The 26,698-nt window shown below is 32.7% G+C and carries 27 protein-coding genes; 13 read left to right on the top strand and 14 right to left on the bottom strand.

Going from position 1 to position 26,698, the window contains the following annotated elements; genetic code table 11:
* Position 1: 1 nt before the first annotated feature.
* The 3 genes from MMJJ_RS06010 to MMJJ_RS06000 are packed head-to-tail and all read right to left on the bottom strand — an operon-like array spanning position 2 to position 2,158.
* Complete coding sequence (locus tag MMJJ_RS06010) at positions 2-310, bottom strand: hypothetical protein (RefSeq protein WP_011977258.1); 309 nt, start codon at positions 308-310, stop codon at positions 2-4.
* 17 nt (positions 311-327) lie between these two features.
* Positions 328-1,776 carry an energy conserving hydrogenase EhbF gene (gene ehbF, locus MMJJ_RS06005; protein WP_104838076.1) on the bottom strand — a complete coding sequence of 483 codons (1,449 nt, stop codon included), beginning with the start codon at positions 1,774-1,776 and terminating at the stop codon, positions 328-330.
* A gap of 25 nt (positions 1,777-1,801) precedes the next feature.
* Complete coding sequence (locus tag MMJJ_RS06000) at positions 1,802-2,158, bottom strand: cation:proton antiporter subunit C (RefSeq protein ID WP_011171573.1); 357 nt, start codon at positions 2,156-2,158, stop codon at positions 1,802-1,804.
* A 152-nt stretch (positions 2,159-2,310) separates the two neighbouring features.
* On the opposite strand from MMJJ_RS06000, the gene MMJJ_RS05995 reads away from it, so the two are divergent.
* Positions 2,311-3,960, top strand: coding sequence for an ATP-binding cassette domain-containing protein (locus MMJJ_RS05995; RefSeq protein WP_104838075.1), 1,650 nt, complete (start codon positions 2,311-2,313; stop codon positions 3,958-3,960).
* Positions 3,961-3,962: 2 nt separating this feature from the next.
* On the opposite strand, the gene MMJJ_RS05990 is transcribed toward MMJJ_RS05995, so the two are convergent.
* The gene (locus tag MMJJ_RS05990) at positions 3,963-4,511 is read right to left on the bottom strand and encodes a phosphatase PAP2 family protein (RefSeq protein WP_104838074.1); all 549 of its coding nucleotides are present in this window, start codon (positions 4,509-4,511) and stop codon (positions 3,963-3,965) included.
* Positions 4,512-4,672: 161 nt separating this feature from the next.
* Here MMJJ_RS05990 and MMJJ_RS05985 point away from each other — a divergent pair, with 161 nt between their 5' ends.
* A complete protein-coding gene (locus MMJJ_RS05985; protein WP_104838073.1) occupies positions 4,673-5,395 on the top strand; it encodes an ABC transporter substrate-binding protein in 723 nt (240 codons plus the stop codon).
* 116 nt (positions 5,396-5,511) lie between these two features.
* Here the strand turns inward: MMJJ_RS05985 and MMJJ_RS05980 are convergent, their stop codons facing one another.
* The 3 genes from MMJJ_RS05980 to MMJJ_RS05970 all read right to left on the bottom strand — a co-directional run bounded on the left by MMJJ_RS05980 (position 5,512) and on the right by MMJJ_RS05970 (position 7,026).
* Complete coding sequence (locus MMJJ_RS05980; RefSeq protein ID WP_013999926.1) at positions 5,512-5,841, bottom strand: DUF5400 domain-containing protein; 330 nt, start codon at positions 5,839-5,841, stop codon at positions 5,512-5,514.
* Between the two features lie 13 nt (positions 5,842-5,854).
* Positions 5,855-6,670 (bottom strand): sulfurtransferase TusA family protein, encoded by an 816-nt coding sequence (locus MMJJ_RS05975; RefSeq protein WP_104838072.1) that lies wholly within the window; start codon positions 6,668-6,670, stop codon positions 5,855-5,857.
* 113 nt (positions 6,671-6,783) lie between these two features.
* Positions 6,784-7,026 (bottom strand): MJ0307 family thioredoxin, encoded by a 243-nt coding sequence (locus MMJJ_RS05970; RefSeq protein ID WP_011171579.1) that lies wholly within the window; start codon positions 7,024-7,026, stop codon positions 6,784-6,786.
* Between the two features lie 74 nt (positions 7,027-7,100).
* Between MMJJ_RS05970 and MMJJ_RS05965 the strand changes: the two genes are divergently transcribed.
* Complete coding sequence (locus MMJJ_RS05965; protein ID WP_104838071.1) at positions 7,101-8,471, top strand: MFS transporter; 1,371 nt, start codon at positions 7,101-7,103, stop codon at positions 8,469-8,471.
* A 10-nt stretch (positions 8,472-8,481) separates the two neighbouring features.
* Here the strand turns inward: MMJJ_RS05965 and MMJJ_RS05960 are convergent, their stop codons facing one another.
* Positions 8,482-9,174, bottom strand: a complete 693-nt coding sequence (locus MMJJ_RS05960; protein ID WP_011171581.1) for a DUF169 domain-containing protein — start codon at positions 9,172-9,174, stop codon at positions 8,482-8,484.
* A 186-nt stretch (positions 9,175-9,360) separates the two neighbouring features.
* On the opposite strand from MMJJ_RS05960, the gene MMJJ_RS05955 reads away from it, so the two are divergent.
* From MMJJ_RS05955 to MMJJ_RS05945, 3 genes are all read left to right on the top strand, one after another.
* Positions 9,361-10,224: a radical SAM protein gene (locus MMJJ_RS05955; protein WP_104838070.1), complete on the top strand. Its 864-nt coding sequence runs from the start codon at positions 9,361-9,363 to the stop codon at positions 10,222-10,224.
* Positions 10,225-10,233: 9 nt separating this feature from the next.
* Positions 10,234-11,436: a bifunctional hydroxymethylpyrimidine kinase/phosphomethylpyrimidine kinase gene (locus MMJJ_RS05950; protein ID WP_104838069.1), complete on the top strand. Its 1,203-nt coding sequence runs from the start codon at positions 10,234-10,236 to the stop codon at positions 11,434-11,436.
* A 129-nt stretch (positions 11,437-11,565) separates the two neighbouring features.
* Positions 11,566-12,783, top strand: coding sequence for a methionine adenosyltransferase (locus MMJJ_RS05945; protein WP_104838068.1), 1,218 nt, complete (start codon positions 11,566-11,568; stop codon positions 12,781-12,783).
* Between the two features lie 5 nt (positions 12,784-12,788).
* Here MMJJ_RS05945 and MMJJ_RS05940 read toward each other — a convergent pair whose 3' ends face one another.
* Complete coding sequence (locus MMJJ_RS05940; RefSeq protein WP_104838067.1) at positions 12,789-13,580, bottom strand: HAD family hydrolase; 792 nt, start codon at positions 13,578-13,580, stop codon at positions 12,789-12,791.
* A 75-nt stretch (positions 13,581-13,655) separates the two neighbouring features.
* Between MMJJ_RS05940 and MMJJ_RS05935 the strand changes: the two genes are divergently transcribed.
* From MMJJ_RS05935 to MMJJ_RS05920, 4 genes are read left to right on the top strand one after another with little or no spacing between them, the layout of a single operon-like run.
* A complete protein-coding gene (locus MMJJ_RS05935; protein ID WP_013999934.1) occupies positions 13,656-14,210 on the top strand; it encodes an Era-like GTP-binding protein in 555 nt (184 codons plus the stop codon).
* A gap of 6 nt (positions 14,211-14,216) precedes the next feature.
* Positions 14,217-14,606 (top strand): cell division protein SepF, encoded by a 390-nt coding sequence (locus MMJJ_RS05930; protein ID WP_011171587.1) that lies wholly within the window; start codon positions 14,217-14,219, stop codon positions 14,604-14,606.
* A gap of 23 nt (positions 14,607-14,629) precedes the next feature.
* Positions 14,630-15,481 (top strand): methanogenesis marker 8 protein, encoded by an 852-nt coding sequence (locus MMJJ_RS05925; protein WP_104838066.1) that lies wholly within the window; start codon positions 14,630-14,632, stop codon positions 15,479-15,481.
* Positions 15,482-15,502: 21 nt separating this feature from the next.
* On the top strand, positions 15,503-16,276 hold the full coding sequence (locus tag MMJJ_RS05920) for an isopentenyl phosphate kinase (protein ID WP_104838065.1): 774 nt from the start codon (positions 15,503-15,505) through the stop codon (positions 16,274-16,276).
* A gap of 8 nt (positions 16,277-16,284) precedes the next feature.
* On the opposite strand, the gene MMJJ_RS05915 is transcribed toward MMJJ_RS05920, so the two are convergent.
* The gene (locus MMJJ_RS05915) at positions 16,285-16,761 is read right to left on the bottom strand and encodes a multiprotein bridging factor aMBF1 (RefSeq protein WP_104838064.1); all 477 of its coding nucleotides are present in this window, start codon (positions 16,759-16,761) and stop codon (positions 16,285-16,287) included.
* Between the two features lie 305 nt (positions 16,762-17,066).
* Here MMJJ_RS05915 and MMJJ_RS05910 point away from each other — a divergent pair, with 305 nt between their 5' ends.
* A complete protein-coding gene (locus MMJJ_RS05910; RefSeq protein ID WP_011171591.1) occupies positions 17,067-18,290 on the top strand; it encodes a proteasome-activating nucleotidase in 1,224 nt (407 codons plus the stop codon).
* 54 nt (positions 18,291-18,344) lie between these two features.
* A complete protein-coding gene (locus MMJJ_RS05905; RefSeq protein ID WP_104838063.1) occupies positions 18,345-19,535 on the top strand; it encodes an NAD(P)-binding protein in 1,191 nt (396 codons plus the stop codon).
* A 4-nt stretch (positions 19,536-19,539) separates the two neighbouring features.
* Here MMJJ_RS05905 and MMJJ_RS05900 read toward each other — a convergent pair whose 3' ends face one another.
* The 4 genes from MMJJ_RS05900 to wtpA form a co-directional block, all read right to left on the bottom strand.
* Entirely contained in the window at positions 19,540-20,601 is a 1,062-nt protein-coding gene (locus MMJJ_RS05900) for an ATP-binding cassette domain-containing protein (protein ID WP_104838062.1), read from the bottom strand.
* Positions 20,598-21,380 (bottom strand): ABC transporter permease, encoded by a 783-nt coding sequence (locus MMJJ_RS05895; protein ID WP_104838061.1) that lies wholly within the window; start codon positions 21,378-21,380, stop codon positions 20,598-20,600. The genes MMJJ_RS05900 and MMJJ_RS05895 overlap by 4 nt, the downstream gene beginning before the upstream one ends.
* A complete protein-coding gene (gene modA, locus MMJJ_RS05890) occupies positions 21,371-22,174 on the bottom strand; it encodes a molybdate ABC transporter substrate-binding protein (protein WP_104838060.1) in 804 nt (267 codons plus the stop codon). The genes MMJJ_RS05895 and modA overlap by 10 nt, the downstream gene beginning before the upstream one ends.
* A gap of 82 nt (positions 22,175-22,256) precedes the next feature.
* The gene (wtpA, locus tag MMJJ_RS05885; protein ID WP_244901571.1) at positions 22,257-23,255 is read right to left on the bottom strand and encodes a tungstate ABC transporter substrate-binding protein WtpA; all 999 of its coding nucleotides are present in this window, start codon (positions 23,253-23,255) and stop codon (positions 22,257-22,259) included.
* A gap of 357 nt (positions 23,256-23,612) precedes the next feature.
* Here wtpA and MMJJ_RS05880 point away from each other — a divergent pair, with 357 nt between their 5' ends.
* Positions 23,613-26,696 (top strand): hypothetical protein, encoded by a 3,084-nt coding sequence (locus MMJJ_RS05880; RefSeq protein ID WP_104838058.1) that lies wholly within the window; start codon positions 23,613-23,615, stop codon positions 26,694-26,696.
* Positions 26,697-26,698 lie beyond the last annotated feature (2 nt).

The following is a 26,698-nucleotide window of genomic DNA, read 5'->3' as shown; positions in this document are numbered from 1 at the left end:
CTTATCTGGCAAAGTAAATAACCATCGTCAGAATTCCTGAAAACATCGAAAGCCAGAAAAGCTGGTTATTTACATCGTTTGAATTTTCTTTTTGAAATTTGAATATTAATGGCATCCAGGAGTACGCTAAACCGATTACTGAGAGTCCAATCAGCACCATCAAAAGATTTCCATATACCCTAAAAATTAAAAATAAAGACAGGATTAAAAATCCGTAAAGCGTAAATTCAGCTGTTAAAACTGCACCAACAGAAATTCCGTCTCCGTGGTTTTGTTCGTCCATTTCTTTTTTGAAATCGCCGTAAGTCATTTTATCACCAAATTAGACTATAAAGTCCATACCCTTCCAATTTCGTTTGCAAATGGATAAATTATGTCTGTTGCAAGGTTTGGGAATATACCTAAAAGTATGCACAAAAATGTTAAAACCGCAAGTGAAAATACCGCGTATTTTGAAGGTTTTGCTTTTTTGTATTCTTCAAGCTGTTCCTGACTGCAAGGCTTTAAGTAAATTAAGTAAAATGCCTTCATCATTGATACAAACGTTCCGATACTCACAAGAATCATAATTATTGCAAGTTCAGGCATATTTACATTCATTGCAGCTTCTGCTAACAATAATTTACTCTGGAATCCGTTGAATGGAGGTACACCGCTGATTGCAAGTTTTGCGCATAAAACCATGAATGCAGTTGCTGGAATTACTGGAAGAAGACCACCAAGTTTGTTTAAATTTCCTGCATTTCTTCTTTCAACTATGTGGGCACCTAAAAACAGCGCGCTTTTATAGATGACGTGGTTTATTGCGTGAAATATTCCTGCAACAATTCCTAACGGAGTTCCAAGTGCAATCCCTGCTGCAACATAGCCACCCTGACTTATCGCGTGGTATGCAAGCAGTTTTTTATAGTCAGTTTGTAAAAGCGCCATTACAACTCCGAAAACCATCCCTAAAACGGAAAGTCCGATTAAAACTCCGTGTGCACTTGCAAAATAAGAAAGTCCACCAAATAACTTGAAAATTACAAGCAATAATGCAACCAGTACGAATTTTGAGTATGTCTGGAGCATTGCAGCAATATAAGGTTTTGCTCTTGCGTAAATATCTGCTTTTACCGTGTGGAACGGTGGAAGACCGCTACCGTAACAGAGCCCGATAATAAGCATTAAAAGCCCACCATATATCGTTGGAGTTGCTGGATTGTTTAAAAGGAAATTGTGCATATCTGTGATATTTAAAGTTCCAGTTGCCGCCAAAAGCATTGAAACCCCAAGTAAAAGAATTGAACCTGCAAAATTACCAAGTATTAAATATCTAAAAGCAGATCTATACGCTTTTTCGGTACCTGATGCGATAACAAGTCCAGTTTGTGCAATTGCAGCTATTTCGTAAAATACATAGATATTAAAGAGGTCATCTGCCATAACTACTGCTGAAACACTCGCTAACCCCATTAACATTAAAGCTACAAAAAGACCGCTTGACTTTTTTTCTCCGAGTCCGGTTATCAACACTAAAGATCCGATTAACATTATAACGGTGATAATAAGCTGTTTCACTGGAGTATAAAAGTAAGATATTCCTGAAATAAGCCCATTTTCTAAACCGTGGGCTCCGAAGTTATAAATTCCATACGATCCAATAAATGGAAGTGCTAACAATAGAATAGCCATAATAAGTGTCATTGGCCTGATTAGTTTATCTTTCCCGTTAAGATAATTGAATATGATGGCCACGAACATAGGAAAAACTACAATCAGGGGAAGTAAGTTCATTGAGCTCACCGTTTGAATTAAATCGTTAATCTTCTTTCAATATTTCTGAAGATTTTAATGTTTTGTATTTTTTGTAGAACACTATTGAAAGTCCGAGCATTATCGCAAGCATTGAGGCCTCAATAACGATATTTGTAAGAACAAGCGCTTGTGGAAGTGGATAGCTTGCAAGAGTTGAAAACAGTGCAAATTCCATTTCTGGTGCTTTAATAGGAACTATTCCGCCAGTGTATCCTATTGCAATCAGTGTCAAATTTACGCCATTTCCAAGCGCAGAAAGTGCGATAATTTTTTTCAGAACATTGTCAACAAAGAAAGTCCCATATAACCCAATAACAATTAAAATACCTGCAGTTATAAAGGAAGCAAGTTGTAAATCCATATTACCACCGTTAGGGACCAAAAAACTCGATTTAAAATGCTAAATTTAAAAATCCTCTTAATCTATCATTAATTATAATGATAAATACCTTTAAAAAACTAAATATATATAGATTATGGTACATTTATGTTCATGATAATTTTGGTGAAATTATGGCCGTAACAGTCGAGAATTTAACAAAACGGTATGGAGAAAAGGTTGCTCTTGATAACGTTAGTTTTGACGTTAAAAAAGGAGATATATTGGGCATTATCGGAAAATCAGGTGCTGGAAAAACAACACTGATAAAGATACTTCGAGGAGTTGAAAGTTTTGACGAAGGAAAAATCGAAGTTTGTGGAAAAACTGAAAATTTAAGAGAAATTACTGCAATTCACCTTCAGAGAAATTTTGCTTTGTGGGCAGAACCTGCAATATATAATATTATCAGAAAACTCTACGCAGTTAGAACTGATTCAGACGAAGGACTCCCTTTAGAAGAAGAAATGGAAGAATATAGGAAAGATGCTACGGAAATTTTAAAATTAGTCGGATTAGAACATAAAAAAGATGCTTACTCAAATATTTTAAGTGGCGGGGAAAAACAAAGACTAATTTTAGGACGGCAACTTGCAAAAATTTACGCAAAAGGCGGTGACGGAGTACTTTTACTTGATGAACCTGCAACAATGGCATGCCCTGCTTCAAAACAGATTCTTTTAGATGTTTTAAAAAATATAAACGAAAAATTGGGCGTTACGATAATTGTAACTTCACACCTTCCAGAAATTCATAAATACTTATGTAAATCCTGCATTTTAATTGAAAACGGAAAAATAGTAATGAGGGATACTCCGCAAAACGTAGTTGACGAATTTTTAAAAGATATGGTTGAAACGTATGATAGAACGTCTAAACCAACTGAAAAAACAATTGTAGAAGTTGAAGATGCGTCTAAAAGATATTATGTTGTAAACGGCGGAGAAACACTCAATTTAAAAGATATTTCTTTTGAAGTTAAAGAAAAAGAGATTTTATCAATCCTCGGCCCAAGTGGAACCGGAAAATCCGTAATTCTCAGACTTCTTGCAGGACTTGAAGCACCTGACAAAGGAGTAGTTAAACTCGAAGGAATCGATTTAAAAGATTTCGGATGGAATCGGATGAATTTACGACGAAAAATCGGAATTATGCACCAAGAATTTTCCCTTGCACATTACTTAACAGTAAATGAACTTTTAAAATATAGACTCGGTGTAAAAAGTATTGAAACCGTTGAAAGTGCAAAATTAAAAGCTGCTGAACTTGGAATTTCTCCAAAAATGGTTGATGGGCTCTACCAGCTTTTAGACCTTCCAGAAACTGAAATGAGAAACAAGCTTGATAAAATCGGAATTTCTGAAATGGTTGTAAGACAGCTTTTCCCGGCAAAACAAGTTGAATACGATGCTAATGACCTTTTAGATGCACTAGACTTAAATAAAGAAACTTTAAACAAAAAACCAACAGAATTAAGTGGTGGGGAAAAAGTAAGAGTTGCAATGGCGCTCCAGTTGGCATTAGAACCAGATATATTATTGTTAGATGAGCCATTTGGAGATCTCGACCCTTTAACACTCAGAGAAGTCTCAAATTATCTCAAAAAGATAAATGATACCGTTGGAACCACGATTATACTAATAAGCCACCACGTTGAGTTAATAAAAGAGATAAGTGACCGTGCAATATTAATTGATGAAGGAAAACTCTTAATGGATGGAAATCCAGAAGAAATCTGCGAAAAATTTATTGAAAGAAGTAATTCAAAGTTTATGAACCAATAAACTTATTTAATAATTTTTTCTGAAAACCTAACAAAAATATAGCCAAATATTATTCCAAGAACCATTCCTCCAAGCACGTCGTGTGGATAATGCACTCCAACGTAAACCCTGCTAAATGCAACTAAAAATGCCCATAAAAGCATTAACATTATTTCAAATGCTTTTTTTGAACTTATTATTTTTGAATTTTTAATATTTCTTGTAAAAATTATCCAAAATCCAAATGCAAGCGTTGTATGCCCGCTTGGGAATGATGGCTGTGTTCCCATATTTTTTAAAAGAATTACTCCTTCAATCATTTCGTAAGGTCTTGGCTCGCTTACTCCATATTTTACAGCAAATACTAGAATGGATAAAAGAAACATTGCAAATAAAACTTGGATTAACACTTTTTTATCATTTTTAAATGAAAGATAAGAAATCAACAAAATCGAAATGTATACTGTGTCACTTATAAAAATAGTCAAAAAATCAAAAAAGGGGTTTGTAACTCCCGAATTTACTAAATAAAATAAATCAATATCCGTTTTTTGTAAAGTTTTTATTAACATTAAAATTTCACCAAATTTCAATAACCATTTTTCCAAAACCAATATCTAAATTACCGGTCACAATATAAAAATAAAATATTGTCCCCTAAATATTTATTAAATGGCATCTATAATGTTAATTTTAATCTTTTTGTATTTTGATAATTTCTAAGGGGAAGCTCATGAAAAAAATGGTCATATTTTCAGTCCTTTTGGTAATAACCTCGTGCGCATGTATTTCATCTGATTCTAATCCAACTACATTGAAAGAGGGAGTATTGACTGTAGGAGTGTTTAAATACGTACCACCAGCAGTTTACGAAGAAAATGGCGAATTAAAAGGTTATGAAGTTGATTTAATTTCAGAAATTGCAAAAAGAATGGATTTGAAAGTGGAATACAAAGAATACAGGTTTTCCGATCTTTTAAATGCTGTGGCAAATAATGAAGTTGACTGCGCAATATCTGATCTTGCAGTAACTCCTGAAAGAGAAAAAATCGTTTCGTTTAGCAGGGCCTATTCAAAAACTGACATAATTCTTGTGATACCTAAAGACAGCGACATTGAAAAATTAACAGATATCGTAGGACAGAAAGTTGGTGTAACAGCAGGAACTATCGATGATGATAAATCATCTGAACTTTTAAAAAGCATTGATTTTCAAGTTTGCAGATATGCCACCCATGATGAATTATATGATGCATTAGAGAGCGGAAATGTCGATGCAATAATAAGCGAAAAAAATAACTTTGATACTGTTCAAAATTCAGGCATAAAATGTTTAAATGAACCAATTGCAACCATTTACTCAGGAATTGCAGTTAATAAAAACAATAAAGAACTTAAATCAAAAATTAATGATATAATCCTCGAACTTGAACAAGAAGGTTATTTTAACCAGTGATTATTTTAAAACAGGCCAATTATCAGGCACTACTGATCTTTTAATTTTTTTCTTTTTTGAAACTCTAAAAAAATAAAATTTAGAGAGTTATTTTAAAATATAAAATGTACTGCAAATTACATTAATAAGTTTCCAATTGCAAGTACGATCATCATGCCCATTAATGCGAGGTGGGACGAATATATTCCCGTAGTTTGGTACTGGGTCTTTATAATGTTACAAATGGTTCCGCAAACGGTTATTGGCGCTAAAATCTGGAATAAGATTGCCAAGTAAAATACTATCGTATTTGAAGTTAAGAACGTTCCAATAGTGAGTATAAATGCCAAAATTAAAGCTATAAAGTGAGGCATTAATCTCATTCCGCTCATTCTAAATGTTGCAAATCCAGAAAGCATTGAACCAAAAATTAAAGCTAAAGATACAAGCATTATTTCATTTGACATATTTTCACCTTAATTATAACCATACTGGCCTTGCATTTGGTTTTGAAAGAAATCTAAAGAATGTAGGTGCTCCTGCAATTTCGATTCCATCTTCAAGTTTTTTATCAACGCCCCTGAATTCGGAGCTCATTTCGCATACGTAAATTTTAACTCCTGATTTTAACGCGGCCCGTAATTTATCGCCAAGTTTTGGGAATGCAGGGTGTTTTACCTTGTCACATTCTCCTTTCAATGCAAGACTTGCCCCGTCAAACATTAAAAAGATAGTTGGCTTTAATTTCATATTCTGGGCAACTTCCGTCATCATGAACGTTGCGTATGCTTTTTCTGCATTTCCTGTTCCAGTCATGTTGATAATAAATACCTCATCGATATCAACTGAAACCCCAAGTTCTTTTTTCTTTTCTTCTTTTTTAATTAAAATCTTGTAATTTCCATCATCCGTCTTTTCTGCTGAAAGTATGTCATTTCCCATGCTTTTCAGTCCTTCAGTAAGATCGGTGAATGCATTTGCTCCTGCAACAATTTCGAGTATTTCCCCAACAGCCATCCGTTCTAAAACTTCACCAACCATTAAAATTGGTCCAGGACAGCTTGCACCAACAACATTTATGGATTTTGTAGCTTCAATTTCTCCAATGCTTACTTTAACGTTTGTTCCGTCAACTTCCATTTTATAACCCATTTTTTTAATTAATTCGGAAATTTCTTTGATTTGGGAATCCCCATCGGTTTCGATCAACAAAATTCCGCCTTTCGTGTTCTCGATTACTTTTTCAACGAGCATTGCGGGACTTCTGAGTGATTTTACGTTTATCTCTTTTATCATGATTACACCATAATTTGTAGATATGTCATTATTGTACACAACCATTCTTTATGTGTTTTCAATCCTTCCTGATTTTTAAAAGTGAATTAATATTAAATAAAATATAAAATGAGTTATTTTTTAAGTTCTGCAATTAATGCATCTTTTGTTGGGGCTCCAACAAACTTAACTTCCCCGTTTATTGCAACGGTAGGAACTGCCATGATTCCAAGTTCAGCAGCCTTTTCAGGGTGTTCCATTACATTGATATGTACAACTTCAATTCCCTCAATCTCTTTTGCAACTTCATCAACTATTCTTTTAGCTGCTGGACAGTGTGGACACATTGGTGATGTAAATACTTCAATTTTTACCATAAATTCACCCGATAAGTTTTTTTATTTGCTTAAATAGATTATAGAATTAGGACAATATATATTTGGCGATTCACATGAAAAATGAAAAATCCATTGTGGCAGTTGTTGCCGCGATATCATCATTTTTAACTCCTTTTATGAGCACTGCATTGAATCTTGCTCTTCCAAGTATTGGAACAGAATTTTCAGCCGATACTATCCTTTTAAGCTGGCTTGTAACTTCATTCCTACTTGCAAGTTCTGCACTTTTACTCCCCTTTGGAAGAATTGCAGATATTATTGGTAGGAAACGAATTTTATTAAATGGACTGTTAATTTTTGGATTATCCTCGTTAATGGGGATATTTTCCGGATCAATCACTCATTTGATTTTACTTCGGATACTTCAAGGAATAGGTAGTGCCATGATATTTGGAACTGCTATTGCAATATTAACCTCATTTTACCCCTTAAACGAAAGAGGAAAAGCCCTTGGAATTAATATTGCCACAGTTTACATTGGTCTTAGTTTAGGGCCATTCCTCGGAGGAATTTTGACCCATTATTTTGGATGGAGAAGTATATTTTTATTTTCAGGAATTATTGGAATTTTAACATACATTATTGCCAAGAAATTCGTTTTAAACGAGTGGTGTGACGCAAAAGGCGAAACATTTGACTATTTCGGCTCGATTACATACATAATTTCACTTGTATTCTTAGTATATGGATTTATTACCTTTAGTTCAGGAGGATCTATTTTTATACTCGTGTCATTGCTTTTTGGATCTATATTTATCCATAGAGAGCATAAAACAGAAAATCCAATTCTGAACATCAAACTCATTACGAAAAATCTTGCATTTTCAATGTCGAACCTTGCTGCACTGTTAAATTACGGTGCAACTTATGCAGTGGCATTTTTGATCAGTTTTTATCTTCAAAGTTTGAGAGGATTTTCTGCCCAAGATGCAGGAATAATCCTTTTAGCACAGCCCCTTGTACAGGCAATATTTTCACCAATTACCGGAAAATTATCCGATAAAATTGAACCTAGGATTTTAGCATCCCTTGGAATGGGAATTACCTGTAGCGGATTAGTGCTATTTTCATTTATTAAGTTAGATACGAGTATTTATCAGATAATATTAAATTTAATGCTTCTCGGATTTGGATTTGCACTTTTTAGCTCCCCAAACACGAATGCAATAATGAGTTCAGTTGAAAGGAAATTTGCAGGAGTTGCTTCTGCAATGCTTGCAACTGTAAGGATTTTGGGTCAGATGACCAGTATGGCAATAATAACTGTATTGATCGCATTTTATGTTGGAAATAACCCAATTTCCGCAGAATTCAGTCCGCTATTCCTTCAAGGGATAACTGCATCATTTAAAGTTTCTGCCATTCTTTGTTTATTCGGAATTTTTGCTTCACTTGCAAGAAAAAATATCAGAAATCAAAATTAATTATTTAATTTTAATTCCATTTTTCCTTGAAGTATTCAAGTGCACCAATTACGTTTTCCAAATCTGAAAGTGGGAATGCAAATACAAGCTCATCGTCTTTAATATGTGCATAAGCTCTTGAACCGTTGCATCCGAGTGTTGCGTTTGCTACACCTCTTGTTTTTACAGCAGCTACTGCATCAGCACATAAAGATTGAATTCCTGCAAAGTCTGCCTGGAATCTTCCACCTGCTGCATAATTAAGTGCTTGAGTAAGTCTTAAACCCTGTTTTGGAGTTACTAAAACTACAATGCTGTCAGGTTCAAAGTCTGCATCGTTTAATGGTGCATAAACTCCAGCGTAAATTGCTTCTTTAACCCTTGGAATTGCCTGAACTGTTTTAATTGCAGCTTCTTCGGTTGGGAAGTTTCCTAAGTTGTGGTACAAAACACCGCTTTTCAATGCTTCAGGAGGATTTTGTAAAATTCCAATCGCGTATGCTCCACCTTTACATGCTTGTTTTTCGACTGTTGCGTAGAACTTTTTACCTTCAGTTCTTGCATTTTGAATCATTTCACAGTGCCTTACAGGAGTTTCTATTTCAGCATAGCCTTCTGGAATTTCTTCTTTTGATTTTACAAGTTTAACTGCTGTTGCAGGTTTTTCTAGAGCTAAAAGGTCTTGAAGTTTTTTTCCGAGTTCTTTAATTTTTTGAATTTCCATCTATATCACCAGTCCATTATACCTACTTGTGTATACTTTACACACAACTATAAACATCCGTAATATATAAATGTTTTTATTTGTGTTAGATCTATACACAACTACCTTTTATCTATATATTATTATATGCAGAATAAATTTTAAAAATTGAAAAATAAATATCTTTCGAAATAATCCGGTGAAATTTTGAAAATAACGTTAAGAAATGAGATTTGTGACCGTTTAGAAAATATTGTAAGTGATTTAAGAGTTATAAAACACTGTATTGGTTGCGAAGGAATGGATCTGAAAAATGAAGACCCTCATCACCACCCGACTATCGAAATAACGCAAAAATGTAATCATGACTGTATATTCTGTTATTCTAATTTAACTAGTGTAAAACCAGGGTTATACGGAGATTTAAGCAAATTTAAAGCAGTTACCATAAGCCAGTATGGCGAACCACTGATGTATCCAAAAAAAGTAAAAAATGCAATTAAATATGTAAAATCTAAAGGGTTGCGGTGCGATTTACAGACCAATGGAGTAATCTTAAACGAAGATCTTTTAAAAGAATTTAAGGACCTTGGTTTGGACTTAGTAATGATCAGTTTAAGTGCTTCAAACAAAAAAACGCATGAAAAACTTGTAAAAGACGATACTTTTGAAAAAGTTTTAGAAAATATAAAACTCTCTTCAAAATATTTCCATACAATCGTAAGATCGATATATATTCCCGGGTTTAATGATGAAGAATTAATAAAACTTGGTGAAATGTTAAATGAAATTGGAGTTTCCGAAATGATGGTTCACCAGCTCGTAATTCATCCTGAAAATTTGGAAGAACTTGAAAACGTTGGAAATCTTGAAAACGTTGGAAAAATAAAAGATTTATTGTTATTGGTTGAAAAAATCAAAAAAGTTGCACCAAACGTAAATGTTACAATTAAAGGATGTTTACTTGTTTATTTAAAAACAATGGATGGATTTATACTAAATTCAATAAACAGCGACTGTGTTTCGGAAGTTCCGGTAATAAAAAGGGAATACACTCCAATTTCTTTTTAGGTGATTTTCATGAATATCTTGACAGTTGGAGGTTTTGATCCAACAGGCGGTGCAGGAATCGTTGCAGATGTAAAAACGATAAAAGAACTCCAAAAAAATCCTCTTTCAATAATAACATCAATTATCCCCCAAAATAATAATAAAGTTTTTTTAAAAAAAGATCTATCAAAAGAAGAGATAAAAGCACAATTTGATGCAATTTTTGAAGATTTTGACGTAAATTGGGTTAAAACAGGAGTTTTAACCATTGATTCAATTGATATTATTTTGGAATTTAAAGAAAAGTATGGTTTTAACATAATTTGTGATCCTGTTTTAAAATCAACCACAGATTTCGAATTTTCTGATGATTTTTTAAATAAAAAGTATTTCGAATTTTTTAAAGAGTGCTTTTTGATAACTCCAAATTTAAAAGAGTTTGAAATCATTGAAAAAATGTTTGAAACGTCCAAATCCAATTTAAATGATATTAATGTACTTGTAACCGGAAAAACAGATGTTTTAAAAATTAATAATAAAAATATCGAAATAACTGGAAAATACGTTGAAAAAGAAGTTCACGGAACGGGTTGCACATATTCTTCTGCAATCACCTGTTTTTTATCCACTGGAATGACTGTTAAAGATTCAATAGTATCTGCAAAAGAATTTGTGTTAGGATCAGTAATCTACGCGGAAAAAACAAAATTTGGATACAATTCAAATCCAACAAGTATTGATAAAGAATCTGTTGAAAAAAATTTAGCCTATGCATTTAATTTACTTAAAAATATAGACATTTCGTTAGCTGATCCTAATTTTATAATTTCAGAAAGTATTCTTTTACCAGAAACGTATTTAGATATTGCAACAGTCAAAAATAACGGAGATATCAACTTTGGAATTTCAAATACTAATTCAGATTTATTATTAAAATTAAAAGAATTTAATCCAAAAATAAGATCCTGCATTTCTTTAAAAAGTGATGAATCGATTAAAAGTAAATTGGAAAACTCAAAACTTTCAATATGTCCGATGAAACTTTTAAATGACCCTATTTCGTCATTAAAAGAAGAATTAATTCAGAACAGATCCAGAACTCTTTTCGATGAAAACTTTTCGGATATTCTATATTTTGAAGAAAAAAAACCCAATTTAACAATTCTCGGGGATAATTCCCTAGAAATTGTTAAAAAGCTTGAAAAGATTGAAAAACTGATTAAAAATAGATAAAATCAAAAAATCTACATATATTACTTGAATTTTTGTGTTATTTTAAAAAAGGAAGATTTAAATAATATAAATTCAATTATGCTTTTAGTATTTTTATCGAGAGTACCATAAATTTAAACGGTGATTTTATTGGCAAATATCGTTGTTAAAAGATTGGAAAGAACACCAATTGATGAAATTCCTGTAGAAATCGTAGAAAGGAAGGGAATAGGCCACCCCGACAGTATTTGCGATGGTATTGCAGAAAGTGTAAGCGTTGCATTGTGCAAAATGTACAAAGAAAAGATGGGCGTAGTTTTACACCACAACACTGACCAGGTTGAGCTTGTTGGAGGATACGCATACCTCGAACTCGGTGGAGGATGTATGGTAAGCCCAATTTACATCTTGCTCTCAGGAAGAGCTACAATGGAAGTTTTAGACAAAGAAACCGGCAAAATTATTAAATTGCCTGTTAATACAACCGCAGTAAATGCTGCAAGAGACTACCTGAAAAAAGCTTTAAGAAACATGGACCTTGAAAAAGACGTTGTTGTTGACTGTAGAATTGGACAGGGTTCAGTTGATTTAGTTGAAGTATTTGATAGGAAAAGAACTGAAATTCCCCATGCAAACGATACTTCATTTGGTGTAGGCCACGCTCCATTAAGTACCACTGAAAAAATCGTTTTAGAAACTGAAAAATTATTAAACAGCGATGCTTTAAAAGCAGAAATCCCTGCAGTTGGTGAAGACATCAAAGTTATGGGACTTAGAGAAGGTAAAAAAATCACTTTAACCATTGCTATGGCTGCTGTCGATAAATATGTAAACTCATGTGCAGATTACGTGAATGTTAAAGAACTTGCAAAAGCAAAAGTTGAAGAAAACGCTAAAAAATACTTAGACGGTCACGAATTAGAAGTATGCATTAACACTGCAGACGATGATGAAGACTGTATTTTCTTAACTGTTACCGGAACTTCCGCAGAAATGGGTGACGATGGTTCAGTAGGAAGAGGAAACAGAGCAAACGGACTTATCACACCATTCAGACCTATGAGTATGGAAGCTACAAGCGGTAAAAACCCAATTAACCACATCGGTAAAATTTACAACATCTTGTCAAACATTATCGCAGAAGATGTTGCTAAAATTGAAGGCGTAAGAGAATGCCAAATCAGGATTTTAAGCCAGATTGGAAAACCAGTTACTGAACCAAAAATCCTCGATATCGAAATGATTCCTGAAAATGGATTTGAATTAGAAGAATTAAGCCCTAAAGCTAAAGAAGTTGCACAAAAATGGCTCGACAATATTTCAGAAGTAACTGAAAGAATTGTAAGCGGAAATGTAACAACATTCTAATTAAATTATTTTTTTTCATTCATGTAATTTTTAACTATATCAACTATTTCTGAGATATTTTCAATTTTTACCTGTGCTGTTTCGAGAGCTTTTTTTGATACATTTCCGTTTTGAAGAGTTATAACTGATAAATCGCTTTCTTCCATTGCTAAAATATCGTTTGATGCATCCCCAACCATTACTACAGTATATCCTTCCTGTTTTAAATTTAAAATAAGGTCTCTTTTTAATTTATGGTGGGCTTCAGGCATTAAACACTTATTTTGAACTCCAACAATATTTCCAAGCCGTTCTATGAATTTTCTGCTGTCTCCCGATGCAATAAAGACAGATGCACCCATATTTTCGAGGGCCTGAATTGTTTTTGAAACTTCTGGGAAAATACAACCCCCTGTTGCAACCGTATATTCTATCCTACCCGAGATTGTATCTGCAATAATTGCTGAACCATAATCTGTTTCAATATCAAATCTTTTTAAAACTGTTAAAGGGTCCTGAAGTTCTTTTAATTTTGTTTCATTGTCCTTAAAAATTCCAGATTTGTCAATTGGAGGGTTGCAGTAAGAAATTCCCCAGTTTACACCATTTAAAAAACTTGAAATTAAAATGTCGGGGTTTTCATTATCTAATACTTCAAGGGGATTTTCTTTTAAAATTACGAGGCTTCTTCCTTCTTTCTGATCTACAATATCAACTGTCTGGCAGTTGCATAAAAACTTCTGAGTAATCACATTTTTGATAATTCTTCTTATGCTTACAAGAGTGCCCGATGCATCAAAAACTACCGCGAGTTTCATGTTATCCCTAAAAATTGTTATACATTAAATATTATGTTTTATTATACTTTATAATTAACAAACTTTGGGATAAAAATGGAAGAACACCAGTTTAAAATAGCACTTGTTGGCCCGGAAAATTCTGGAAAATCGTCGTTAGTAAATTCCATTTTCGGAAAAAACATTTCAGAAGTTTCAGAAGTTGGTGGAACCACCAAAATGCCCGTAAAAAAGTTCTGGGGCAAAATTAAGATAGGGAAACAAAAAATTAATCCGGATTTTGCAAAAATCACGTTTGTAGATTTGGGCGGACTCTACGCAGGCGAAAATAGATCGGTTGTTATGGTCGGCAGCGTTCTTGAAAAAACTTATGAAGAAATTGATGACTCGGACTTGATAATCCACATAATCGATGGAAGTACTGACTTATTCAAAAGTTTCGAAAAACTGCACCACTTATTGAAATTCCGATATCGAAAACCTATTATAGTAGTTATTAATAAATGTGACTTGATAGAAAATTCCAAACGAGAAGATCTGCGAAAGTATGTTGAGGGGAGATTGGAAAACAAGGTTTTTTTCACATCCTCAAACACGTACGAAGGTATCGGGGAATTACTAAGTACAATCATAGAAATATTGAGAAGGTGATCTGTGTTGTTCAAAAAAATCAAAAAAATGATTTCAGGCGATTCATTAAAAACAAGCAGTCCTGTACCTATTGAAGAATACGTAGAACTCCCAGTAAAAGGCTACGAAGGACTCGAAACTATAAAAATTAAAGTTTGCGATTTAGAAGACTTCAAAGATGCAACAGATATAGCTGTTTTAACTGAAGCAGGTTATTTAGTTATTGCAAACACGATCAACCTTGAAAGAGATCTTGATGACGACTACGCAAAAATTTTATCCAGTTTAAAAGAAAAAGTTGGAAAAACTGGCGGAAAAATAGTAAGACTCTGTGAAACCAAAGTTTTAGCAGTCCCTTCAAATACCACAATCGAAAGAATGGTAAAAGAAGAAACTCCCAAAATTGAAGAAGAATAAATAACTTAAGAATGGTGGCTTAATTGACTGATGATATCCACGTAATGGAAGTTCTCGGAAACGCGAAAGTTACCGTAAAAAATGGAAAAATAGTCGATGTTAGCGATCCTATTATCTCTTTTTGCCCACTTTTTGCAAAACATCGAGGAATTAACGAAATTAACAAAGAATCAATCCAGAAAAACGTTGAATTTCGGATTGAAAGTTTTGGTTTGTTTACAAAAAACAGGGTTGTTTTAGATGATTCGCCCTTTGTTGGATTTGGAACCTCTGAAATTTTTATGAGTGCTTTAAAAAAAGGATTTTTAGATGCTGTTGTTGTTGTAAGTGACTGTGCTGGAACTGTTATTACAAATAACCCGAAACTCGTTCAAGGACTTTGCGGAAGGATTTCTGGAATTATTCAGACTACCCCAATAAAAGAAGTAATCGAAAAAATTGAAGAAGCTAACGGAATAGTTTTGTCAAAAGATGATGCTTTGATTAATCAGATTAAGGGAGTAGAACTTGCAATTAAACTGGGCTACAAAAAAATCGGAGTTTCAGTTTCCAATTTAAAAGATGCTTTAGAAATAAAAAAGTTGGAAAAGAATGATGTAAAAATCATAACTTTTGGAGTTCATACGACAGGAATTGGTCTTTCAGATTATGATGAATATCTACAATATATCGACTTAATTTCAGCATGTGCATCGAAAAACCTTTTAAAATCAAAATCATTTAATATAAAAGCGCAGGCTGGAAGCGGAGTTCCAATTTTTGCACTTTCAAATTCTGGAAAAGAACTTTTATTTGAAAGATTAAAAGAAATTGATAAACCTATTTTAATAACTACAAATGAAACGCTACCTTATTTTACAGAAAACCCCCAATAATCTTTTTTTTGGTGTATATCCATGTTTGCAATCTTAAAACTAGGCGGGAGCATCCTCTGCGATAAAAACATCCCTTACTCAATAAACTGGGAAAATTTAGAAAATATCGCGATTGAAATAAAAGAATCAATTGAATACTACAAATCTAAAAACGAAGAGTTTAAACTAATTATTGTTCATGGTGGAGGCTCTTTTGGCCACCCTGTTGCAAAAAAATATCTTAAAGATGGAAAATTTGAAAATATGGAAAAAGGATACTGGGAAATTCAAAAAGCAATGCGTAAATTCAACAACATTGTAATTGAAGAACTTCAAAACTTTGAAATTCCTGCAGTTTCAATTCAAGCTTCGTCATTCATTACTTTTGATAATGATTCAAATTTACATTTTGACACTAACGCAGTTGAAAAAATGCTCGATAAGGGATTGATTCCAGTAATTCATGGAGATATCGTAATTGATGAAAAAACAGATAATTTCAAGATTTTTTCAGGAGATCATGCACTTCCATTTCTTTCAAAAAAATTAAATCCTGATTTAAGCCTTCATGCATCGGACGTCGATGGAGTATGGGATTCAGAGTTTAAAATAATCGAGAATATTAATTCAAAAAATATCAATGATGTTTTAAAATCGTTGAAACCATCAAATAAAAAAGATGTAACGGGTGGAATGCATCTAAAAGTAATGGAATGCTACAAATTAGGCATTAAAACGATAATTTTCAATGGAAATAAAAAAAGAAATATATACAATGCCCTTTTAAAAAATGTAAAAGGAACATTGATAAATTAATTATTAAGTTATTTTCTTTTTTTAACTTTAATGAAGTCTCCAAGAGTAAATTCACTATCTTCATTGCTTGTTTCGTAATTTAGATCTCCTTCTTCGTAGAAAGAAATTCCAAGTTCTTTTTCAAGGATTTTTACGTATTTTTCCTCAGGCTCGATTTCATTTCTTTCTATTTTATGAATGAGGGATTCTTTAATTCCAACAGCTCTTGAAAGTTCCTCTAAAGTCATGTTTTTCTTTTCCCTTGCTTCTTTTACAAGAGAACCGTAATCTTCGACTAGGGTTTTTAAATTATCAAACATGTCTCTTCTAGGTCTTTTAGCTTGTTTTTGTTTTGTTTCATTTTTGAATACTGCCTTTGGTTTTCTAGAATATCCTTTAGGCGACATTCCAAATTTTGCGCAAGCCTCGCAAACATTCATTTCTACGCCTTCTACTCTTGTTTTAATGATATTCGTAACCTCTTTTCCGCAGAGTTCGCATTGCATACCTACACCTTAATATACTAAATTTAAAGATATTTTTGTCCAAGTTATCCTGATTACATAGCATTCAAATGGTAAATGCTTCATTAGAGAATATATCTTCAATTATTTAATATTATCTATTTTTGCTATTTATATATTATATCCATAAATTTATATAGTCCAAATAAATTATAAACATATACCCTTATTGAATAATAGTTGTAAAAATGTTTTCGATAGGTGTAAAAACTGTTTTGCGAGAAAGAAAATCAATGAGAAAGCGCTATATAGAACTATTTTTATCATATTTATTACGGAGGTAAATCATGAGTTACCCAGATGATTATTCCACAGATATAGAAAAAAATAAAATGGATTTAAAAGAATTTAAAGAAAAAACTCAGATCGCAGAGTTAGAAAGCAAAGTATTGAGATTGGAATTAAAAAATAAAGATATTAATAGAGAGAATGTACAAATTAAAAAAGAAAATGAAATATTAAAGCGAGAACTTGATAAATTAAGAATTCCACCACTCATACTCGGTACAATACTTGATAAAGTAAATGAAAGAAAGGCTGTTGTTAAAAGTTCTACAGGGCCAAACTTCCTTGTAAACCTTTCACAATTCGTAGATCCTGAGGATATTGTTCCAGGAGCAAGAGTTTGTTTAAACCAGCAGACTTTAGCGATTGTTGAAGTATTGCCTAAAGAAAAAGACTACCGAGCTATGGCAATGGAAATCGAGGAAAAACCAGACATTTCCTTTGAAGATATCGGTGGTTTGAACAACCAGATTAGAGATATTAAAGAAGTAGTAGAACTCCCACTTAAAAACCCAGAATTATTTGAAAAAGTGGGTATCGTTCCACCAAAAGGAGTATTACTCTATGGTCCGCCAGGAACTGGAAAAACGCTCCTTGCAAAAGCTGTTGCATACGAAACCAATGCATCATTTGTTAGAGTTGTCGGCTCAGAACTCGTCAAAAAATTCATCGGTGAAGGTGCAAAACTTGTAAGAGATGTTTTCAAACTTGCAAAAGAAAAATCCCCCTGCATCATATTTATTGATGAAATCGATGCAGTTGCAAGCAAAAGAACTGAATCATTAACCGGTGGAGATAGAGAAGTTCAAAGAACTTTAATGCAGCTTCTTGCAGAAATGGATGGTTTTGATTCAAGAGGCGATGTAAAAATCATTGCTGCGACAAACAGACCAGACATTTTAGATCCTGCAATACTCAGACCTGGAAGATTTGATAGAATCATTGAAATTTCAATGCCTGATGAAGATGGAAGACTCGAAATCTTAAAAATCCACACTGAAAAAATGAACCTTAAAGGTGTGGACTTAAGAGAAGTTGCAAAAATTGCAGAAAACATGGTCGGTGCTGACTTAAAAGCAGTATGTACTGAAGCTGGTATGTTTGCAATAAGAGAAGAAAGAGAATTCATCAAAATGGATGACTTCAGAGAAGCTATCTCAAAAATCACAGGTAAGAAAGAAAAATGCAGTTACGACATGCCACAATTAACCGTAATGTACGGATAATTAACTACTATTTTTTCAACTTATTTTTATTTTAAATTTTTTTAAGTGATGTTTATGAAGATTGGAATTATTGGAGCAGGCCTTGGGGGCCTATTAAGCGGTGCAATTTTATCAAAAGAACACTCAGTTACAATTTACGAAAAACTTCCATTTGTTGGAGGTAGATTTACAAATATTCCCTACAAAGGATTCCAACTGACAACAGGAGCCCTTCACATGATCCCTCATGGAAACTACGGGTATTTAGCACAAACCCTTCGAAGAGCAGGAAGTAATGTAAAAATAGTAAATTCCGTGCCGGACGGTTATTTTAGAATAAATGGAAAAAATCATCTTTATAAAGACATTTTTGGATTAGTTAGTGCAAAAGAAAAATTAAAAGCATTAAAACTTGCTGCAAGCCTTAAACTTGGAAAAATCGACAAAAATATGTCATTTGGTGAATTTTTAGAGGATATTCCTCTTGCCCTTGCTGTTGGAAACTCATTTAGTGGTTGGGCTTTAAGTTTAAATGCATATGATACCCCAATGTCAGAAATTATCGAAATAAGTAAATTATACCATAAATTTGGGGGCCCAGGAATTCCGGTTGGTGGTTGCAAGGGCGTTACAGATAGCCTTATTGAAATAATTAATAAAAACGGCGGGAAAATCCACACAAATCATACGGTAGAAAAAATTGAAGTTGAAGAAAATGGTGCTTTTATTGATTCAGAACCATTTGACATAATAATCAGCAATGCATCTCCAAAAGTAACGGAAAGCCTTTCAAATATTAAATTTATTGAAAAAGAGCCGGTTCCATCAAAAGGAATAAAAATAAACGTTGCAAGTAAATCTAGTCTCGTGGATGGCGCAAGTGTCATATTTACAACAGATTGTGAAAGAATTAACGGTTTAAACCAGCCTTCAAACGTTGACAGGAGTTTGGCAAAGGAAGACTACAATTTAATAATGCTACATGCAACCCAAATAAAAAACAATACTAAAGAAGAGATAAACCTTGCTTTAAATGATGTTGAATCATTATTTGGTGGAAAAGATTACGAAGTAATATCTATCCAAAGTTACGGTAATGGTTGGCCTGTAAATCATGCCTCAAATGGAACTGACTTAAATCCAATCGTTAAAAACAACTTATTACTTGTTGGAGATGGCGTAAAAGGAGTCGGTGGAATCGAAGTTGAAGGGGTTGCAATGAGTGTTATTGCAGTTTTAAACCATATCGAAAAATTAAAAAAATAAATTATTATCTTATTATTTTAACGCCTGTTGCTTTAAACATCACACATAAATTTTTATTTTCTTCAATTTCCAAAGCTTCAAGAGAATTTGGTGTAACAAGTACTTTTAAATCAACACCGCCGATATCCAGTGTTAACCAGACCAAGTGTCCTCTTTTTTTAATTTCAGTAACTTTTCCATTGAATACGTTTTTTGCGGAGCTGTCAAAACACTTTAAAGCAACGATTATATTTTCGGGCCTTATTGATACTTTTACATTCTCGCCGACTTTTGCAATGTCTGAAGAATATATTTTTACTCCGGAAACATCCAAAATTGAAATATTTCCAGATATTTCTTCCACTTTTGAATCCAAAATGTTTGTACCAACAAAATCTGCAACAATTTCAGATGAAGGATTTGAAAATACTTCTTCAGGAGTTCCGTACTGATAAACCCTACCGCCCTTCATTATCAAGACTTTATCTGCAAGACTCCAAATATCTTCAAAATCGTGTGTTACATGGAGTACCGTTGTTCCATATTTTTTTATCGCAGTTTTAACAAGAATTCTTATCTTTTCTTTAGTTTTAACATCCAGAGCACTGAATGGTTCGTCCATAAACAGGATTTTTGGCTTTATGATAAGCCCTCTTGCAATGGATGCCCTCTGCATTTCCCCACCACTCAGTGTTTCAGGTTTTCGGTTTAACAGATGATCAATTCCAAGCATTTTTGTTATTTGAAGAATTTCCTCTTTTATGGCTTTTTTGTCATTCAACCGTTTTTTAAGACCGTATTCAATATTTTCATAAACCGTCATGTGCGGAAACAGTGCATAATCTTGATAAATTATACTTATATCTCTTTTTTCAGGATTTAAGTTTGTTATCTCTTTTTCTTCCAAAAATATCTTTCCAGTTTCAGGAGTATAAAATCCAAGTGCAGTTTCTAAAAGAATAGATTTTCCACTACCTGTTGGCCCGATTATTGTTACATAATCTCCTTTTTCAACGCTTAAATTAACGTCTTCTAACTTAAATTCGCCCAGATTGATATTCAAGTTTTCAATTTTAACGAAACTCAAAATTTCCCTCCTTCGTATTTCTCAAATATCAAAATCGCGATAAATGATATCATTAAAAGCACAATTCCGCTTGAAATCGCCATTCCAAGATTACCGTATGACATGTTTAGGTACAAAGTTATTGGAAGCGTTTCTGTGTACATGTACGTTCCACCTGCAAGCATCAAAACCGTTCCAAACGTACCCATACACCTTGCAAACGCGATTATAGATGAAGCAAAAATCCCGCTTCTTGCCATTGGCAGGGTAACATTTTTAAAAGTTTCAAACTCGCTGTATCCAAGGCTTCTTGAAACAAGTTCGTATCTTGGATTAATATCCTGAAAAGTAGAACATACTATCCTTATTGCATAGGGAAGTGCGGTAAAAATCTGAGCTACAACTATTCCTAGTTTAGTAAATACTACTTTTATTCCAAAAAATTCTAAAATGTCTCCGATAAAAGTTTGCCCGAATAAAAGTAAAAGTGCAAGGCCCAGTACAAGTTCAGGAAAAGCTATAGGTAAATCAAGTATTGCTTTTACAATGCTTTTTCCAGGAAATGAATACCTCGATATGGCGTAGCCTGTAGGTATTGAAAAACCCAAAACAATTCCTGTTGAAATTAAAGAGGAATATAACGATACTTTAAGTGAATAAATCATTTCTGGATTAAAAATTGAACTCAAAACATCTTCAAACTTTGGAACTAAAATAAGTGAACTTATCGATAAAAATAGTAAAAAGGTAAACAAAAATGTCAGAAATATTGACATTTTTTTAAAACTAATCAGTTGCATGGATTAAAACCCCAGTTCTGCCAGATTTCTAACGATTCTTCGGAAACTACATAATCATTGAAAGCTTTTGCAACTTCAACATCTTCTGCCATTGTGGTAACTGCTGTTGGAATTGTTTTTATGGTGTTTTGATCTTTAGGTATTTGAATAACTACAATTTTTCCTTCAGATTCTGCCCATGTAACCATGTCTTCCCAAATTATAGTTGCATCTGCCTGCCCTGTTGCTTCATATATTAAAAGCTGGTTTACAGTAGGCGTGAAAACTTCAACATTTGAATTTACATCTTCCCATACACCGTTCTTTTCACATATGCTTTTAGCAGTTTTTCCGATAGCACATGCTTGTGGATCCCCTAAAACAACTTTTACATCATCTCTTGCCAAATCTTCAAGAGACTGCACATTTTTAGGATTTCCTTGAGGAACTGCGATCACAGGAACGTGGTCAACTACGGTTAAAACAGTTTCATTTAATATGTATCCGCCGTTCATTGCGTCTTGGGTATATTTGTATGCACCAGGAATAAATACGTCACATTCACCCGTTGTTGTTAAAACGCCGAATAATTCAGCGCTTCCACCATAATGAACCTGAACTTTTGCTCCAGTTTCATTTTCAAAGTTAGCAATTATATCATTCATAGGTTTCATCAGACCTGCTCCACAGCATAATCTCAATGTTTTACCATCGTATATCTTTTCAGAACCTGCATCTGCCGAATTGTCAGTACAGCCCGAAAAACACGTTAGGAGTAAAACTCCAACAAGTCCTAGCACTAATATTTTTTTCAAAGTATCACCAAAACAACGTGAAATAATAATTTCGCACATATGTTTAAAATTAAAAAATGCGAAAAAAAATAGGGGATTTTAATTATCCCATTACGACTAAGTCACTTATTTCTTCAGGAACATCTCCAACAGCAATTGCAGGGCTGATTACTGGTTGTCCTGCATTTTCGAACACTTCAGGGTGTTCTAATACTGTTTTCACGAAATTAACTCCTTCTTCGTAGTCTTCTGCATTTGAAGGTACAGTCATTCCGTAAACGATTGGTTTTGCTACAATCGTTTTATTTTGACCTGTTAAGAATATGCTTGCTTTTGCATATTCATCTGCATTTTGGTAATCCCCAAGGTTGATATCTTCAGGGAGTTCGATGTAGGACAAGTTGTGCTGGTTTGCAACACTCTTGTAGATAAATAAGTAATCGTATGCACCAGTTTCTAAAGGACCTAAAAGGTCTACTTCTTTGCTTCTCATGAATACTTTTGCTTCGTTAACATCAATTGATTCAGGACTTACAATACAGTATGTTCCATCTGCATTTTCGTTAACTTCGAAGTTTGTATTTCCAAGCATTAAGTTATCGTAGATTGTTGAATCTCCGTAAGCTGCTTCTGCAAGTTGTACAACCATCTGGCTTCTGTAACCACATGGGTCGTCATTAGGACTTGAGAAACCGTATTTTACCCCATCTCTTTGGAAAATTTCGTACCAGTTGTCTGAAGTAATTTCATCGTAGTACTGGCTGTTTTCAGTGTATGCGATAACGATTTCGTTTTTCGCAACCATTATGTACCAGTCTGCATAGTCTGGCATCATCATGCTAGGTATTAATGTGTAATCTGCAGAAGCTAAAATTTCTGCTGTTTTATTGAGTTCAGTTATTTTTCTAACACAAGCAACACTGCCTGCAGATTCTCTTTGAACGTCTACATTAGTATATTCATTTTCATATAATGTTTCATATTCTCCAAAAGGTACCGCAAGACTTCCTGCGTGGAATATTTTCAATACTTTTGGAGTTGCGTCTTCAGATGTAGAATCAGAAGCACTTTGGTCTACACATCCGCTGAATGCGAGGATCATTAAAATCCCGAACATCGCAACGATATTTAATGATTTTTTCAAACTACCACCACCATTATGGTTAACGTCTATCTTATGTGTTTAAAAATTATATATACATTACGAGATAATTTCAGAAGTAATACTTTATAATTAATGATATTATTTGAGCAAAATTAGTAATTGATAGTGATTACCCATGTCTTAAAAAGACTTTTTTAAAGAGATTTTGGCCTAAAATATATTTTAAAGGATTTTTTAAAACAGCCCTTAAACAGAAATTATGGAAATGTTGATATATGTAGGAAAAGAGAAAGTAATAACGATAGTTTTAACTCGATATTTTTGATTTTATTTGAGTCTTTTTTTGGTGAAGCCATGTATAGAGAACTGTCTAAAGAAGAATTGTTAGAAAAATTTGATGAGTATATTACTTCAGAAGATATTAAAAAAAGAGCAGAATCGACCAAAATATTGGGATACCTCGGAATAAACGACATTAAAAGTAGAATGGATAATATTTTAAGCCTTACTTTTGAAAATGACATTTCAATACGGCTAAATTTAATAACTGCTTTTTCAAATATTTTAAACAAATTTCCGGAAGTTTTTAGCGAATTAATTGGTTGTATCTACTACAATACCGAATTTTCAAATAATATTTTATCAGAACATGCAAAAAACGAAATAAAAGCACTAGGACCCGAAGTAATCGAAAGACACGTTGAACACTTTCGAAACGGAATTTATTCAAAAAATACTGAAGAAAGATTAAAATCAGTTATATTACTTTCGTTAATATCTAGATTCAGCCCGGAATATTTGGATAAAGCATTATCTGAGATTGTAATGGCGTCTACTTATGATTCATCTGCATTAATACAGTTGCTTGCACTTGGAACCCTTGACGATTTTTCAGAACTTAATAGAAACTTTTTAAGATATTCCTACCTCGTTTTTAATAAAAAAATGGATATAACACCATTAAATAAATCAAAAACCGGCGCTGAAATCACTAAATCATTGATCAGACTTACAGTTTCAGACGAAATCGATGAAAATACAATAAATGAGTTGTTGAAGTATTTATCAATTGAAAACGATTTTTGTACACTGCTTGCAGCCATATCCCTTCAAAATAATATTTTAAAAGTTGAAAAAAATTTTGAAGAATATCCGTTAATATTTCAAGACCAACTCTCAAAATTTTACAAAAAACATCCAAACAATGTTCAACAGCTGATTTCTTATTCCTTAATTTTAGATATAACCCATTCTTTAAATTTAGAAATTGAAAACGTGGATTTTGAAAAAATATTTTATTATTTAAAAAAGAATATTTCTGGAAAAGACCACATTTCAAAAGCATTCTCTTTAATCATTCTCTATTTGCTACACAAAATGGAAAAATTGAATCTGGATGAAGAAATTGATGAAATTTTTGATAATTATCCTTTTGAAAATATATTGAAAGAACATCCGCTTTGCTACTACTTTGGAATGCCTCTTTTGGCCGAAAAATATAATACTTTGCCGGAAGTTGACAAAAATCCGTATCTAATCCGGTCTCTTGAATTAAAAATGCAGTATATGGCCCCGACAGAACGCCAACATTACATAAAATCAGCCGAAAAGAATATTAAAAGTGATTACTGGCTTGAACGATATAATGGGGCAAAAAAAATTGGAAGTGCATTATATTTTGATGAATCAAAAGAGTTTATGAATTTTGAACTTGTAAAAAGTATCCTCCATGACGAAATATATCTTGTAAGAAATATTGGAATATGGATACTTCGAATACTTGTAAAATACAACATAAAACTTCCTGAAAGGATTATTTTAGAAGTAATTCACGATTTAAACAGTCCATACTGGGAATTAAGGTTTGAATATTACCTTTTATTAAATGAATTACTGGAAAAACGTCCAGAACTGTTAACTGAATTTAACACTGCTTCAAAAATTAAATCAATATTGGGGAGTCACTACGTAAATGAAAATTATCCTCCTTTCAAAATAGCGATAAAAAGTATACTGGATAAAATATTAAAAAATTTAGAAAATACTCCAAAAAAGTTTCAGGAGGAACTAAGCGGGGAATTATATTCAGAACAGTTATTTGAAAACCCGGTAACTTCTGCTGCATTTTTAGAAAAATTAAAAATAAACCTTGATAGTTACATACTAAAAAATGATGAAAAAAATATTTTAAAAGTATTAACATTCCTAAAAACGCATGAATCAAAAGTTGATTGTTCCTATCTTTTGGAAGAACTCGTAAAATTGAAAGATACTTATCAAGATGCGAATTATTTTTTAAATAACATAAAAAATAGGTACAAATTAATTCCAAAACCTCTTGAAATCAGGATATTAAACAGCCTGAATAACCCTATCCCGGAATATAAAAAAGATGGGCTGGAAGAGATTATTACGTATTTAAATGAAGGATTTAAGATTAATAACGGTATAGGCCTTAAAATAAAGGAAATTTTAGTAATGTACAGGGATGAAAAACTGACTGACCTCTGCATAAATATACTAAATTTACAAAAAGATATCGAAAGTAAAAGACTGATTTTTGAAAAAAGAGAATTTGATACTCATTTGAACGACTTAAAAGATATTAAAGAAAAATCTGATGAAAACATTAAAAAAATGACCACTGAAGAGCTCTATGTAAAATTAAGCAGCCAACTGCATAAAACTTCAGAATATGACTACCAATCCATTAATTTTAACGATATTTTGTACTTTTTATCAGATTATTCAAAACGTCCATCAGTAATCCTGACAACAATGATATTAAAAATCCTAAAAAATGTTATAACTGACCCAAATTCAAATATATTAAACAGTCCTGATATAGATAATCCAAAAGTCCTTGAAAATTTATATTATTTGATTTATTCAACCGATTACGAAATATTATCAAAAAATGCAATTATATTAACTGTAGAAATTGTTAAACATAAACCTGAATGGTTATTAAGGAATATAACCAATGTTTCTGAAAATAAAAGTAAAAATTGGCCATTATTTTTAAATTCACTTTTAGATTATCCTGACGATAAAGTACTCGAGGAAACTATAAATGCATTTAATTATTACGCCAAAAATTCAAATTCGTTTGATTTATCCTCAGAGTTTCTTGAAAAACTTGTAAACCGGCTAGATACATCAAACTGGGAAAATTTCAAAAAAATTGTAAAGGTACTTGGAAATTACGAAATGGACGAAAAAATGTTAAACAGGTTTTCCAAACTTTTACTTGAAAAAATCGAAAATTCAAACGATGACTCTAAGTTAATACTGTTGAGATTCTTTAAAATTCAAGATATATCAAGATTAAACAGCAATTTAGTAGCTCAACTTTTAAATCTGAAAAATTCTAAAAATTACGATATTAAAAGAGATATTGAAGAAATAGAATCCATGAAAATCAAATTAAGGGGCTGAAT

The organism is Methanococcus maripaludis (assembly GCF_002945325.1).
Lineage (GTDB): Archaea > AGJL01 > Methanococci > Methanococcales > Methanococcaceae > Methanococcus > Methanococcus maripaludis.
Note: the sequence above shows the minus strand (reverse complement) of the source record. Positions and strands in the feature narration are given on the sequence as shown.